Source organism: Bacillus sp. J14TS2, from assembly GCF_018333015.1.
Taxonomy (GTDB): domain Bacteria; phylum Bacillota; class Bacilli; order Bacillales; family Bacillaceae_C; genus Lederbergia.
This window is the reverse complement of the sequence record NZ_BORE01000006.1, coordinates 88783-103654: the sequence shown is the minus strand read 5'-3', so window position 1 is coordinate 103654 and position 14872 is coordinate 88783. Positions and strand designations below refer to the sequence as shown.

Here is a 14872-nt window from a genome sequence, read left to right as displayed (position 1 = left end):
AGGCTGCTTTTCCTATTGATGAAAGGGTGACTTCATTTGAAAAAACTAAAGAGCTATACCCGTATTTGGTCAGTCGAAAAAGTGATTTATGCCATTAATGATTTTCGTTTACCTTTTCCCGTAACATTCAATCAAATGTCATGGTTTGTACTTTCACTCTTAGTCGTCATGTTGTTAGGAAATCTTCCTCCACTTTCTTTAATCGATGGGGCGTTATTAAAATATGTCGGAATACCAGTTGGTTTGACATGGTTTATGAGCCAGAAGACATTTGATGGCAAAAAACCGTATAGCTTTCTCAAGTCCGTATTGACATATTTGTTCCGACCCAAAGTCACTTATGCAGGTAAACCCGTCAAACTACAACAGGTGAAAATAAATGAAAACATGACAGCTGTAAGGAGTGAATTGCATGCGCTATCCGATTAAATACATGGAAAATAATCTTTTCTTTAACCATGATGGGGAATGTTTTGCCTACTATGAGTTACTTCCCTACAACTATTCCTTTCTCTCACCAGAAGAAAAAATGCAGGTACATGACCACTTTCGTCAGTTGATTGCGCAAAATCAGGACGGTAAAATCCATGCGTTACAAATTAGTACCGCAAGCAGTATCCGATCAGCGCAGGAACGAAGCAAGGAGTTAGTGACGGGGCGATTACAAGAAGTTGCTTATGAGCGTATTGATGACCAAACGGAAGCCCTTGTTTCCATGATTGGTGAACATCAAGTAGACTATCGTTTTTTTATCGGTTTTAAACTGTTGCTGAATGAAGAAGAAGTCAGTATGAAATCAATGGGGGACTCCATTAAAAATTCACTTTCTTCTTTTGTCCGTGATGTGAATCATCATCTAATGGGCGATTTTGTTTCCATGCCACATGATGAAATTAGACGATTCCTTAAAATGGAGTCTTTATTACAAAACAAAATTTCAAGACGTTTTAAGATACGTCCTTTAGATAAAAATGATTTTGGTTATCTAATCGAACATCTTCATGGGCAATCGGGAATTGCTTATGAAGAGTATGATTATATTCTCCCGCTAAAAAAGTTGAAAAAGGAAACATTAGTTAAACGTTATGACATCATTAAACCAACACGTTGTCTGATTGAAGAAAACCAACGTTATTTAAAGATTGAGCAGGAAGAACAAATCACTTATGTGGCCTACTTTACGATTAATTCTATTGTTGGTGATCTTGAGTTTCCATCGGATGAAATCTTTTATTATCAGCAACAACAATTTGATTTTCCGATTGACACATCCATGAATGTAGAAATTGTCACGAACAAAAAAGCCTTATCTACGATTCGGAATAAGAAAAAGGAACTCAAAGACTTGGATAACCATGCTTGGGAGTCTGATAACGAAACAGGAAATAACGTATTAGAAGCCTTGGAACAGGTGAATGAATTAGAAGATGTGCTTGATCAAAGTAAAGAATCGATGTATAAGTTAAGCTACGTGATTCGCGTGTCTGCTCCTAACTTGGATGAACTCAAACAGCATTGTAATGAAGTAAAGGATTTTTATGATGATTTGAACGTCAAACTTGTTCGTCCATTTGGAGATATGATCGGTTTACACAGTGAATTTATCCCAGCCAGTAAACGGTATATGAATGATTATATTCAGTATGTCACATCTGATTTTTTGGCAGGACTTGGGTTTGGGGCAACACAAATGCTAGGAGAAACGGAAGGAGTTTATATGGGCTACAACTTGGATACAGGACGCAATGTTTATTTGAATCCCAGTCTAGCGAGTCAAGGTGTAAAAGGTTCAGTCACCAATGCGTTAGCTTCTGCATTCTTAGGTTCACTTGGTGGCGGAAAATCTTTTACTAATAATCTGCTTGTCTATTATGCGGTTCTCTTTGGTGGTCAGGCTCTCATTGTTGACCCAAAGGCAGAACGGGGAAACTGGAAAAAGACATTGCCTGAAATGGCCCATGAAATAAATATTGTGAATTTGACAAGTGATGATCACAATAAAGGATTGCTTGACCCGTATGTCATTATGAAAAAGAAAAAGGATTCGGAAAGTCTAGCGATTGATATACTCACATTCCTTACAGGCATATCTAGTCGTGATGGTGAGAAATTTCCTGTGTTAAGAAGGGCGATACGAGCCGTGAGTCAACAGGAGGAACGTGGTTTAATGCTTGTCATTCATGAACTAAGAAGTGATCCTAATCCATTGGCTGGTCCTATCGCTGACCATATCGAAAGTTTTACCGACTATGACTTTGCCCACCTTCTGTTTTCAGATGGAACGGTGAAAAACTCGATTAGCTTAGAAAAACAATTAAATATCATTCAAGTTGCGGATTTAGTGTTACCAGATGCAGAAACAAACTTTGAAGAATATACGACGATGGAGTTACTTAGCGTCTCAATGCTGATTGTCATTTCTACATTTGCATTGGATTTTATCCATTCGGATAGAAGTGTATTCAAAATTGTAGATTTAGACGAAGCTTGGTCATTCTTGCAAGTAGTACAAGGAAAGACATTATCTAACAAACTAGTGAGAGCAGGGCGTGCGATGAATGCTGGTGTGTACTTCGTCACACAAAATGCGGATGATCTAACCGATGAAAAACTAAAAAATAATATCGGTATAAAGTTTGCTTTTCGCTCTAGGGATATAAATGAAATAAAAAAGACACTTGAATTTTTTGGAGTAGATAAAGAAGATGAAGGGAATCAAAGGAAACTTCGTGAACTGGAAAATGGTCAATGTTTAATTCAAGATTTGTATGGGCGTGTTGGAATTATTCAAGTCCATCCTGTCTTTGAAGATTTATTTGATGCTTTTGATACTCGACCACCTATCAAGGAGAATGAAACGAGGTGACGATGTGAACAAACAAAAATTGAAAAAGATAGTCATGACGGCGGTACTCATTGGTGCTGCTGTTTTTTTATTGCTTCTTTTGCTTGGTACATGTGCACAAGCAGCCGGATTAGTTGATGATACGGTATCCGAAGACAATCTTTTTTCTAAGTATCCACTCGATCATTACCAACTAGACTTTTATGTTGATACAAGTTGGGAGTGGCTACCGTGGAATTGGACAGATGGGATTGGAAAGCAGGTTATGTATGGGCTTTATACGATTACCAATTTCATTTGGATTATTAGCCTGTATTTGTCTAATGCGACAGGCTACTTAATCCAACAAGCCTATTCACTTGATTTCATTTCACAAACGGCGGATGCAATTGGTAAAAATATGCAGACATTAGCAGGGATTACCGCAAGTGGTTTCAGCAGTTCTGGCTTTTATGTGGGATTTCTGCTTCTTTTCGTTTTAGTGATTGGAATGTATGTGGCGTATACAGGCTTAATGAAACGAGAAACGACGAAAGCGATTCGGGCGATCCTCAACTTTTTAGTGGTGTTTATTTTGTCTGCTTCCTTTATTGCCTATGCTCCAACGTATATTGCTAAAATCAATGATTTTTCCGCTGACATTAGTCAAACAAGTTTAGATTTAGGAACCAAAATCTTGATGCCAAACTCGAATAGTCAAGGAAAAGACAGTGTCGATCTGATACGGAATAACCTCTTTTCCATTCAAGTAGAGCAACCATGGATGTTATTACAGTTTGATGATTCGGACAAAGAAACGATTGGGGAAAATCGTGTTGAAACCTTGGCCTCAATCAGTCCTGATACAAATAACGGGAAAGACCGTGAGAATGCCGTCAAAGCGGAAATCGAAGACCATGACAATAAAAATTTAACGATTACGAAGACCACTACTCGCTTGGGAATGGTCTTCTTTTTATTTCTGTTTAATATCGGGATTTCGATTTTCGTATTTCTTCTCTCAGGGATTATGATTTTCTCTCAAATACTTTTTATTATTTATGCGATGTTTTTACCCATTAGCTTTTTATTATCAATGATACCGACTTTCGAAAACATGGGGAAACAAGCGATTATGAAGTTGTTTAATGTGATTATGTTACGAGCTGGCATCACCTTGATTATTACAGTTGCCTTTAGTATCTCATCCATGCTTTACAGTTTAACGATGAGCTATCCATTTTTCTTGATTGCCTTCTTACAGATTGTGACGTTTGCAGGCATTTACATGAAACTCGGTGACATCATGAGCATGTTTAATCTGCAAAGTAATGATTCACAAAATGTTGGACGTAAAGTCATGCGCCGTCCTTACCGAATGTTCAACCGCGGTAGTCGTCGATTACAACGCTCGATTGGACGAACACTTGCAGGCGCAACGGCGGGTGCAACAGTTGGAGCGATGGTTGGCAAGTCAAGGCAAACAAAGGGTTCCTCTCATCATCTCCGACCATTACAACGGCTAACATCACCTGCAACAAGGGGTAAGGAATGGACAAATGATAGTACAAAACCAACTTCAATGAGCCAGAAAATCGGTCAAGTAACAGGAAAGGTGTTTGGTGCAAAAAGTCAGTTTCGTGCGAATATAGAGCACCGTAAAGAACAACTGCACGATTTGCCAACGAATACCAAATATGCCGTTATGCAAGGAAAAGAACAACTCAAAAAGCCTGCTCGTGATTTTAAAGAAGGCATCACGCAGGCGAAAGAAAAAAGACAACACGTAAATGCAACGCGCAAAGCGAACCACCGTCAAAATCTTGCAAATAAACGGCTGGCATTGGAAAAAAAGCGCACACCTTCTCGTGATACTCCCATCCACGAGCGACCAGTTGGACAGGGGGTCAATGAACCTTTCCATCAGGAAAAATCAAAGAAACCAACTGTTTATCAAGAACGAAAGACAAGACCTATTACTAAAATGGGTCAGATTGAGCAGACCACATTACAACAACAGCCATCACGTCCCAACAGAAAAGAACATTTGATTCATACCGTTAAGCCTAAACAACCTATCAAAAAAGGACAGCCATCTCTAAATGAAGAACGTTCTCGACTAAAAAACAGGTATCAAGTCATCAAGCGTCCCTCAAAACCTTTGAAACGTACAAAGCAGAAACAGATCAGCAAACGTTCCATGCATACAAGTAGGAGGGAACGCTGATGAAGGTCATGAGGTTAAAGATCCTATTACTTGCTTGGGGGCTAGGCTTTCTTGCCTTGTTTGGGCTACTAGCGTTTGTAGCGATTTTTATTTCCAATGAGGACGATTCAACAGGGAACGCTGATTTAATTAGTGATAGAGGTAGTATATCGGTGTCAGCAGATGTGTTAAAACATCAGCCAATGGTAGAAAAGTATGCGAAAGAATATGGCATTAGTGAGTATGTCTCTACTCTGCTTGCCATTATCCAAGTCGAAAGTGGCGGGAAACTTCCGGACGTGATGCAATCGAGCGAATCATTGGGACTTCCACCCAATTCCTTAGATACCGAAGCCTCGATTCAACAAGGAACAAAATACTTTGCTGATTTGGTACGTTCCACAGAAACAAGTGGTATCGATGGCAATGCAGTCATTCAAGCCTATAACTATGGCGGTGCTTTTATTGATTATGTCGCAAAAAGGGGAACACAATACAGCTTTGAATTAGCCAAAAACTTTGCTAGGGAACGTTCGGGTGGAAGCAAAGTTACCTATACGAATCCGATAGCTGTAAAGAAAAACGGCGGCTGGCGTTATCTTTACGGAAATATGTTTTATGTTGATTTAGTGAGTCAGTATTTCATTTCACCTCAATTTGATGATGAAATGGTTCAGATAGTTATGGATGAAGCCTTGAAGTATGAGGAATACCCCTATGTCTTTGGTGGAGATAATCCAAAAACCTCGTTTGATTGTAGTGGATTAACACAATGGAGTTATCGAAAGGCAGGGATTAACTTGCCTCGAACAGCACAACAGCAATATGACGTGACCGAGCATATATCTTTATCTGAAGCAAAACCTGGGGATTTAGTGTTTTTTCATTCCACATATAATGCAGGAACCTATGTCACCCATGTGGGAATCTACCTTGGAAATAATCAAATGTATAATGCCGGAGATCCAATTGGTTATGCCAATCTGACTTCTTCTTACTGGCAAAAGCACCTAATTGGAGCTGGACGTATTAAACAATAGAAAGGATTGAACCAAATGAAAAGCTTCTTTAAGAAAAAAGAAAACCAACCGCTAGAAACAAAACCTAAAAAAACGAAAGTGCGTACTGTTGGTACACGTAAAAAATCAGTAACTATTTTATGGATATTACTAATTGGCAGCCTTGCCTTTGGCATTTATAAAAACTTTACAGCGATTGACCAGCATACCATACATGAAAGAGAAATCGTTGAAACCAATATTTTGGACACTAATCCTATAGAGAGTTTTACGAAAAACTTTGTGAAAGACTACTACACATGGCAAAACGAAAAAGATTCCATTGAACAACGAGCGGAAAAGATCAATGACTACTTGACAGAGAATTTACAAGCCTTAAATACTGATACCGTGAGAGCAGATATTCCTACTAGTTCTAGTGTGAGTAATATTGATATCTGGTCAGTGTCACCAGAAAATGATGATACCTATGCGGTTATTTATTCGTTAGATCAAAAAATTACGGAAGATAAAAATAGCCAATGGGTCCGGTCCACTTATCGAATCTTGCTTCATCAAGATAATGTAGGAAACTTAGTAATTACACAAAACCCTACTTTATGGAGCATACCGAATAAATCAGATTATGAGCCACAACTACCTGAAAGTAATGGTACGGTCGATTCCGATACTGTGCAAGAAGTGACAGATTTTTTAGAGACGTTTTTTGCGTTTTATCCGACTGCGACTGATAAAGAACTTGCTTATTATGTGAAAAACAATGCTTTACCAACTATTGAAAAGAACTACATCTTTTCTGAATTGATTAATCCAGTCTTTCAAGAAAAAGAGAATCAAATTAAGGTGTGGGTTATTGTGAAGTATTTGGATGAAACTACTAAAGCTATACAGCTTTCACAGTTTGAACTCACATTAGAAAAAGATAATAACTGGATGATTGTAGAATAAGGAATATCTTTTTAGGCATTAAAAACCAAATTCATCCTCCTCCTGAGAAGTTTGTTTTTTAATAGCAGCTTTGGTTATTGACAATTTATATGGATCATCATAACGGTCGTTAATCAGATGAAAGAATAGATTTGCTTCTCGCGTATCCATTGCCATGAACATCAAGTCATCAATGATGACAAGGTTGGCATCCCGAATACGCTTCATTCCTGTTTGGGACTTTCTTGTAACTTCCTCAGTTTTTAATGTATGAATGAGTTGTTGTGGATTTAAAATAAAGCCGCGATGTTTATAAAAAAGATGCGAAGTTTTATCCTTTTGGATGTAACTTATCCAAAGGGGTTTCTTTCCACAAAGAATGAATCCATTTTGATCAATCTTTTTTTCAAAATGGATTCTTCTGTGTACGGTAATATTTGGGTTTGTAAAGTGTTTTTGATCGAACTTTATTTTAAAGCTACATTTGGTGTAGATTTAAAATAAAGTTTGACCGTTTAAAACAAAGTTTAACCGATTGTAATAAAGTTGCACCGTTTATAAAAAGGATTAATCAAGAGTCCTGTTTATTGATGTAGGATTTTTCTGTTCAGCAATTGGGCCATATTACGAAATAAAGAAAGTTTATTTACAAAAGATAAATATTGTTAATTAAGAAGACAATCAAAATATCTTTAAGATTAATATACAGATTATAAAAAGTAATTGAAAAACAACTTGACACTGGAGTCAACTCAAATGTTATTCTGGATTCATGGAAAAACTTTATTTTATACAAGAGGTTTCTCAGATACTTGGAATGTCCAAAGATACACTTCGGTATTATGACCGGATTGGAATCGTCTCGCCGTCTCGGAAAGACAATCGGTACCGCATGTATTCGAGGGAAGACCTCATAGACTTGATGAATATTCAGATTATGCGGTATGCGGACTTTTCTCTTGACGAAATCAAGGGAAAATTTGATTTTCGCAAGATGGAAAATATCGATTCCGCATACTGCGAAGAGGTTGCTGCGTTCCTCGATGCTAAGAACGCAGCAATGCGCAAGAAGATTAACCATCTGGAAAAGGTAAGTCAGCTGCTCAACATAGCGGCTAGAACGTTAAGGGATTTTAATAACGAAAGCGATCAACAGTTGAGAGAATTCGTCCGCGAGCTTTACAAGGATATCCGAGAAAATGAACAGGCAATTTTTAAGGAGGGTTGTGATCAACATCAAGGTTAGGAATTTTTATTATCTGATTGTAGGCGTTCTTGCGGTGCTATTTGCCGTCACGCATGCATGGAACGGGCAATCCGCTGTGCTGCCGACGCTCGACATTAGGGGGATGCCCATGGATACCCGGACGGTATTCACGTATGTTTGGCACATTATAACGGTGGAAAATCTGGTCTTCGGCATCGCATTCATTTTCATGTCATTTCAAAGTGAACTATCGAAGATCCATTTTGCCGCATGGATGATCGCGGTGATCCTAATCGTCCGACTGATGATCATTCTTGGTGTAACAGCATTACTTGACGTTTCAGCTCTTACGGATACGTTGATAGATTCAATTGCCATCGTAATCTATGTTGTCTTAATCATACTTGGCACAACTATGAAGAAAAAACAGTCCGTTGGTTAGGACTACAGTAACAGAAATGTCCGAATGTGGCTTTAGTAAAAGGGGTGCGATATAAGAGGCTTTGCTGCAACCAGTATTCATGAGATTACAGCAAGAAAATGATCAAACTTTTTTATAAAAAATGTATAATACTTTACAAAGAATAAACCCGTTTTGATCAATCTTTTTTTCAAAAACGGGTCCCCTTAGGTTAACGTAAGATGTGGGTTTGAGAGGTATTTTTGATTAAACTTTATTTCAAAGCTACAGTAAAGTGTTTTTGATCGAACTTTATTCCAAATCTACAGCGAAGCTTTACCCTTTGGATGTGATTATCTGAAGGGGTTTTTGCTGTCAAAAGAAAAAAGGTAGGTGAGTTTATTAGGTGCCAGCTTTGTTTATGACAAATAGGCCATTGAGAAATTGTATATTGCTTAGAATTAGATTATTTATTTTAAATTAATTATGTAGGTGTGTTTAAGTGTACGAGTGATCAATATTTCTGTTGACTGCTATTGGAAATTGTTCTATCATTGGGTTGACTGACTGGGTCAATCAATTATCAATTTGGTGGTGCTCCGCTTAAGGTGATCCTCAATAATGCAGTTTCATTGCTTGCGGACTTTTAAAACAATTCCTTCAATTCTTTGTTGTTTTTAGGGGGGAATTAAAGAAAGGAGAGATATATAAATGAAAAATCAAAAAGCACTTATTCAAAAGGGAATAAATTATGATGTGGGTACAAATTTCAGCCCGGGTTCTCGGACACGTGAATTTCGAAAGGGTTTGATGGAGCAAGAAATTCGGGTAATAAGTGATCAGTTGCATTGCACTTCAGTTCAAATTTATGGTACCGATATCGATAGACTGGTTGAGTGTGCAACGATTGCATTGGAAATCGGCCTTCACGTATGGCTTCAGCCAAGACTTGTCGAGGGAAATCAAGAAGAAACAATGACACATTTGTCGGAAGTGGCACTTGCAGCCGAGCAATTGCGAAAGAAATACCAGAAAATTGATCTAAGCTTAGGCTGCGAGCTTTCAATCTTTTCATCAGGCATCATGCCTGGTAGTAATCATGCTCAAAGAGCCTCGAAGTTACGCACTATGTGGTGGTTGCTTCCTTGGTATAACAAAAAATTGAACGACTATCTTAGGAAAGCCTGTAAAGTTGTTAGATCAAGCTTCAACGGTAAAATAAGCTACGGAGCAGCACTCTGGGAACAGGTTGACTGGAAGGAGTTCGACATGATCGGTTTGAATCTTTACAAACTAGCCTACAATGAATCGAGATATATTAAAAGTTTAAGGAAATTCCATCGGCATAATAAACCGATTGTCATCTTTGAATTCGGATGTGGCACCTTTGAAGGAGCGGAGAAAAAGGGGCCGGAAAGTCATGAAATTATAGATTGGAGTACTTCCGTTCCCAAAATAAAAGGCGATATTAAAAGAAGCGAGAAAGTACAGGCTGATTATATAATTGAGCTGCTTAAAATATACAAATCAGAGAATATCCATGGCGCTTTCGTTTTTGATTATATTATGCCCAACAAACCGTTCTCTCCAAACCCTCAGTATGATTTAGATATGGCGAGCTACGGCATTGTTAAGGTCTATCCGGAAGATTCCGAAAAATCATATACGAGTGGATACTGGGAGCCTAAAGAAGCATTTAATGAAATTGCCAAGTTTTACAGAACCAATTAATAATCGTCTATTGATCAGAAACTATGGACATGAGAATCCCGCCAATTAATAAAACTTAGAAAAGAGGGTTTGATAATAAATGGCACCTTCTAAAAAGGAAAAACAGCATCAGATTCATAATGAGCGCAGGGAACAGATATTAGGCGCTGCAGTAAAGGTTTTTTCTCGGCGAGGCGTCGTTGGAACGAAAATGAGTATGATTGCTGAGGAAGCTGGTATCAGTCACGGCCTTCTGTACCACTATTTTAAATCGAAAGACGAACTTTTTACTACGCTTGTTGAATGGGCAATGGAACAATCACATTCAACAATGATGTACGTATATCAACTTCCAGGATCACCAATCGAAAAAATAAAAACTTTGACAGAAATAATACTTCATGAAGGGGATTCAGCTTATTTTATGTTAATTCATCAGGCGCGTACGTCAGATGGCGTTCCTGAGAGGGCCAATGAGCTTATTAAACAATATCCCATAAAAACGTATGTTGATCAATTACTTCCATTATTTGAAGAAGGACAGCGAGTAGGTGAGATAGTAGCTGGCGATTCAAGAAAACTGATTTCTTGTTATTTGTCGATTATTTCTGGTCTTATGCTGCTGGGTGCAGCACAAGGGGATGGAGACTATTATAAGCCGGAAGTTGACATTCTATTGCGAATTATAACTGGTTCTTGATAAATTATAGAAGGTTTATAAACTTAATGAAATATCCGCCGTTTTAGAACAATACAAACAGAAAATGATCAAACTTTTTTACAAAGATTCTCCGGAACGAAATATTTTGAGAGCCTGTTTTGATCAATCTTTTTTTCAAAAGCAGGCTCTGATCTTTGAAACCAAATCCCGAAGGCGTATATGATTATCAATATGTTGAGATTGGCGGTATCAGCCAATGGGTTACTATTCGAGGTGAAAATCCAACAAACTCCGTTTTGATCTTAGTTCATGGTGGTCCTGGATCTCCTTTCACTATAAGATCAACAGAGTAAATTTTGGAAAACCTTTTATAATTTTATATAAAATTAGTACCAGGTAATAATACCATGTGTTAAAATGGAGTAAGAATAAGGGGAGGAGTGAATTGGGTGATTCAATCAAAAGCCCGTATTACAGCCATCGGAACTTATGTTCCAAGTCGTATATTATCCAATGCTGATTTGGAGAAGTTTGTCGACACAAATAATGAGTGGATTATTAAAAGAACAGGTATGAAAGAACGACACATAACAGAAGAAAATGAATTTACATCCGACTTATGTATTAAAGCAGTGGAGAAATTAATACAAGATTATAATAAGAGTGTTGAAGATGTTGATTTAATCATCGTTTCCACCTCTACAGCAGATTACGCATTTCCGAGTGTAGCCTGTCAAGTTCAAGAACATTTTAAAATGAAACATACCGGTGCATTTGATTTGAACGCAACGTGTGCTGGATTTTCATATGCTTTACATGTCGCAAATGGACTTGTCTCTTCTGGTCTCCATAAAAAGGTTTTGGTAATTGGTGGAGAAACATTGTCGAAAGTCACGGATTACACTGACCGTTCGTCATGTGTTCTTTTCGGTGATGGCGCTGGTGCAGTTTTAGTTGAATCCGATGAAGAAAATCCCAGTTTTATAACTTCTGTTCTAGACACAAATGGGGAAGGCGGTATCCATCTTTATCGTTCAGGGTTATCAAAACAAATGAACGGCAATGAACTGCTTGGAGATGGAAACATGGTTCAAAATGGACGTGAAGTGTATAGATGGGCCACACGAACGGTTCCTAATGGCGTGCAAACTTTATTAGAAAGAGCCAATATGGGAACGGAAGACATTGACTGGTTTGTCCCACATAGTGCTAATTTAAGAATGATTGAATCCATTTGTGAAAAATCAAATATTAGTATGGACAATACCTTATATAGTGTTGAGAATATGGGGAATACCTCATCAGCATCTATACCTTTAGCACTCGATCTCGGCATAAAAGAAGGAAAGCTGCATTATGGAGATACGGTGATTCTGTATGGATTTGGTGGAGGACTTACTTATACTGGATTAATTGTTAACTGGGGAGTTCCAGACCGATAAGATCAAAAGCCTCAAAAGTTTTATTTCAGTTATTCCGGAAAAGGGCGAGATTGTCGAAGATCACAGATATAAAATGATCAAACTTTTTTATAAAAGTTCAACTAAAATCGGCTGGTAAAGCATCCATTTTGATCAACTTTTATTTCAAAATGGATGCTTTTTATTACCGTAAATTGCAGGTTCACGTGATTTCTTTAATCAAACTTTGTTTCAAAGCTACAATGGGAGCATATCAATTTTCTTGGGGAATACACTTTTGACATAAAGAAAGTAGCAAGCTTAGATTCACTCCGTCCTCTTGTTCAATAAAATAAAGCCGGTGATTCCTTAGCGTAGGAAAAATCGGCTTTTTTCATGTCGGAATAGTCTTTTCTAGTATTAGCTGGTATTTGTTTAACAGAAAAAACTTACTACATTTCTTTGTTTTCACAAATGGTTTAAAAAACTTCAGAGCTCATCATAAGGAACGAAGAAAGTTTAATACTTCACCTGGTTCCGTACGTCTTCTATAATCAGGGTCTACGTTAGCAAAGCGTATGACTCCCTGTTGATCAATAATATAGGTTGCTGGTACAGGAAGCTCCCAAAAGTTGTCACCATTGTATTTGTCTAATGCAAAGTCTAAAGATCTGTAGATGTCATGTAGATATCCAGGGACTTTAAATTTAAGACGATATTTTTCCGCTATTTGATTATGCAGGTCACTTAATACATGAAAACTCAATTCATGCTTCTCCTGGACAGACAACGTATGCTCCGGAGTTAGTGGACTAATTGCAAGTAACTGAGCTCCGGTCGCATGAATGTTGTCGATGATTTGCTGGTAGCCTCTTAACTCTACATTGCAGAATGGGCACCAGAGGCCACGGTAGAATGTAAGAATAACGGGCCCTTTTGCCGTCACTTTAGACAACGTTATATTTTTACCTATTTGATCTTCTAAGGTGAAGTCGGGCGCTTTTTCCCCAATCACTAAACCTCTGGCGGAATTCGAGTTCCTAAGATCCTGAATCGATTTTTCGAATGCCTCCACAACTTCCGTAGGAAGAGTCTTTTTCCCATGTACCCATATTGAATCCAGTTCATCTTGTAATTTCTCAAATTGTGTTTTCTCCATGTGTGCAATCACTCCTAATATCATTTTGACACTTAAGTAAGTGGGCTTTTCCGAATTCCCTATACACATCCTTTCACCTTACTGTGATAATGTTGATATCGTAACATTCACTTAAGCGAGTGTTCTACCACCTGACGGAGATCAATGCTGGTTATTGGGAGCAATAAAAAATAGCTACAAGGAAAGGTTAACGTGAAATAGAAGAACGGCGAATGAATTCACCTGGGTTAACACCATATTTGCTACGAAATGCTTCCGCAAAATAGCTTGGATTCGAATAACCCACAGTATAGGATGCATCAATCACGCGGAAGCCGTCATTTTGTAACAAATGGAAGGCTTTCTCAAGACGTTTATCCTTTAAATAACTGAACAGCGTTTGACCGAACATTTTTTTGAAGTCATTTTTTAATTTATAATCACTCATCCCAATCAATCGAGACAGTTCCAAAAGTGATGGGGGGTCTTCCATACGGTCCAGAATAATCGACCGCGCTTTCCTAATTTTTGTCATATCGCTTCTTGACAGACTGGTTAATTCCGAAGGGTCGTCAAATAGAAATCTTTTAAAGGTCAAGGATAAAAGTTCCAATACAGAGTACTCCATCTCCAAGTTTTTGATTCTTTGCTCTTCAACGGATTCCATGATTCGTTTAAGGATGACGGAAGCCGACGGATCGATGGTATCTTGGAATAATCGAAAAGAATTTTCTCCTAGAATGCTATAAAAGTCGATCGATCTTGCCCCGCTCGCCTCTTCCATAAAACGATGAAAGGTTGAAACGGGGATACCGACGCTCAACATATGAAAAGATTCATCCTTGTTTAACTCAAATTTAGCATCAACTTGATTTATGAATTGAAGCGTACAGCTGCCAGGGGTAACCTCGTACTCAATACCAGATACACTGGTTGTTCTTGCACCTTTGAAACAGCAGCTAAGCTCAACCATGGCAGAATGGGTGAATAGATTGAACTTGTGGTCTTGATAAAACTTAAAATTGGAAATGGTCATCTCCAAGTCGGTACGTGGCACAAATCGGTGAATAGAACCCTTTCCGATTTGTGAATGAAGTTCCATCTGTTCGGTCCGATTTTCATTTTGTCGACGTAATTGAAGTCCATCGAAAAAAAGATTAAAATTCTGATGAAAATCGCTAACGTTCATCTCACAAACTCCTTTCTAAAAATCAGCAAAACGATGCTGGATATTTTCCCATTCTTTCTATTTAGACCAGTGATATAGATCTCGACCGGTGAATCAACTAAAACGTTGCTTGGTGAGATAGGGATTAGCTTCATCATTCACCTCTTATTCTTTCAGATAAATGTTAACTGTCGGCTTTAATAAAAATAAAC

General features: G+C 38.0%; 13 protein-coding genes and 1 pseudogene. 11 read left to right on the top strand and 3 right to left on the bottom strand.

Annotated elements, in window-relative coordinates:
- Window positions 1–36 precede the first annotated feature (36 nt).
- From KI375_RS10830 to KI375_RS10810, 5 genes are read left to right on the top strand one after another with little or no spacing between them, the layout of a single operon-like run.
- The gene (locus KI375_RS10830; RefSeq protein WP_212973514.1) at window positions 37–429 is read left to right on the top strand and encodes a conjugal transfer protein; all 393 of its coding nucleotides are present in this window, start codon (window positions 37–39) and stop codon (window positions 427–429) included.
- The gene (gene tcpF, locus KI375_RS10825) at window positions 413–2866 is read left to right on the top strand and encodes a conjugal transfer ATPase TcpF (RefSeq protein WP_212973513.1); all 2454 of its coding nucleotides are present in this window, start codon (window positions 413–415) and stop codon (window positions 2864–2866) included. The genes KI375_RS10830 and tcpF overlap by 17 nt, the downstream gene beginning before the upstream one ends.
- On the top strand, window positions 2853–5051 hold the full coding sequence (locus KI375_RS10820) for a CD3337/EF1877 family mobilome membrane protein (protein ID WP_374706833.1): 2199 nt from the start codon (window positions 2853–2855) through the stop codon (window positions 5049–5051). Before tcpF ends, KI375_RS10820 begins: the two co-directional genes overlap by 14 nt.
- Before the next feature lie 8 nt (window positions 5052–5059).
- On the top strand, window positions 5060–6070 hold the full coding sequence (locus KI375_RS10815; RefSeq protein WP_212973672.1) for a bifunctional lytic transglycosylase/C40 family peptidase: 1011 nt from the start codon (window positions 5060–5062) through the stop codon (window positions 6068–6070).
- Between the two features lie 15 nt (window positions 6071–6085).
- Window positions 6086–6997 carry a conjugal transfer protein gene (locus KI375_RS10810; RefSeq protein ID WP_212973511.1) on the top strand — a complete coding sequence of 304 codons (912 nt, stop codon included), beginning with the start codon at window positions 6086–6088 and terminating at the stop codon, window positions 6995–6997.
- A 96-nt stretch (window positions 6998–7093) separates the two neighbouring features.
- Here the strand turns inward: KI375_RS10810 and KI375_RS10805 are convergent.
- Window positions 7094–7258, bottom strand: a pseudogene (locus KI375_RS10805) (ATP-binding protein); the annotation flags it as partial.
- A 490-nt stretch (window positions 7259–7748) separates the two neighbouring features.
- Between KI375_RS10805 and KI375_RS10800 the strand changes: the two are divergent.
- The 6 genes from KI375_RS10800 to KI375_RS10775 all read left to right on the top strand — a co-directional run bounded on the left by KI375_RS10800 (window position 7749) and on the right by KI375_RS10775 (window position 12396).
- Complete coding sequence (locus KI375_RS10800; protein ID WP_212973510.1) at window positions 7749–8222, top strand: MerR family transcriptional regulator; 474 nt, start codon at window positions 7749–7751, stop codon at window positions 8220–8222.
- Window positions 8203–8625 carry a hypothetical protein gene (locus tag KI375_RS10795; RefSeq protein ID WP_212973509.1) on the top strand — a complete coding sequence of 141 codons (423 nt, stop codon included), beginning with the start codon at window positions 8203–8205 and terminating at the stop codon, window positions 8623–8625. The genes KI375_RS10800 and KI375_RS10795 overlap by 20 nt, the downstream gene beginning before the upstream one ends.
- Before the next feature lie 669 nt (window positions 8626–9294).
- On the top strand, window positions 9295–10314 hold the full coding sequence (locus tag KI375_RS10790; protein ID WP_212973508.1) for a glycoside hydrolase family 113 protein: 1020 nt from the start codon (window positions 9295–9297) through the stop codon (window positions 10312–10314).
- A 79-nt stretch (window positions 10315–10393) separates the two neighbouring features.
- The gene (locus KI375_RS10785; RefSeq protein WP_212973507.1) at window positions 10394–10993 is read left to right on the top strand and encodes a TetR/AcrR family transcriptional regulator; all 600 of its coding nucleotides are present in this window, start codon (window positions 10394–10396) and stop codon (window positions 10991–10993) included.
- 155 nt (window positions 10994–11148) lie between these two features.
- Window positions 11149–11307: a hypothetical protein gene (locus KI375_RS10780; protein WP_212973506.1), complete on the top strand. Its 159-nt coding sequence runs from the start codon at window positions 11149–11151 to the stop codon at window positions 11305–11307.
- 99 nt (window positions 11308–11406) lie between these two features.
- On the top strand, window positions 11407–12396 hold the full coding sequence (locus tag KI375_RS10775) for a ketoacyl-ACP synthase III (RefSeq protein ID WP_212973671.1): 990 nt from the start codon (window positions 11407–11409) through the stop codon (window positions 12394–12396).
- Between the two features lie 457 nt (window positions 12397–12853).
- Here KI375_RS10775 and KI375_RS10770 read toward each other — a convergent pair whose 3' ends face one another.
- Both KI375_RS10770 and KI375_RS10765 read right to left on the bottom strand, forming a co-directional pair.
- Window positions 12854–13513 carry a peroxiredoxin-like family protein gene (locus KI375_RS10770; RefSeq protein ID WP_212973505.1) on the bottom strand — a complete coding sequence of 220 codons (660 nt, stop codon included), beginning with the start codon at window positions 13511–13513 and terminating at the stop codon, window positions 12854–12856.
- Between the two features lie 187 nt (window positions 13514–13700).
- Window positions 13701–14681: an AraC family transcriptional regulator gene (locus tag KI375_RS10765; protein WP_212973504.1), complete on the bottom strand. Its 981-nt coding sequence runs from the start codon at window positions 14679–14681 to the stop codon at window positions 13701–13703.
- Between the last annotated feature and the right edge of the window lie 191 nt (window positions 14682–14872).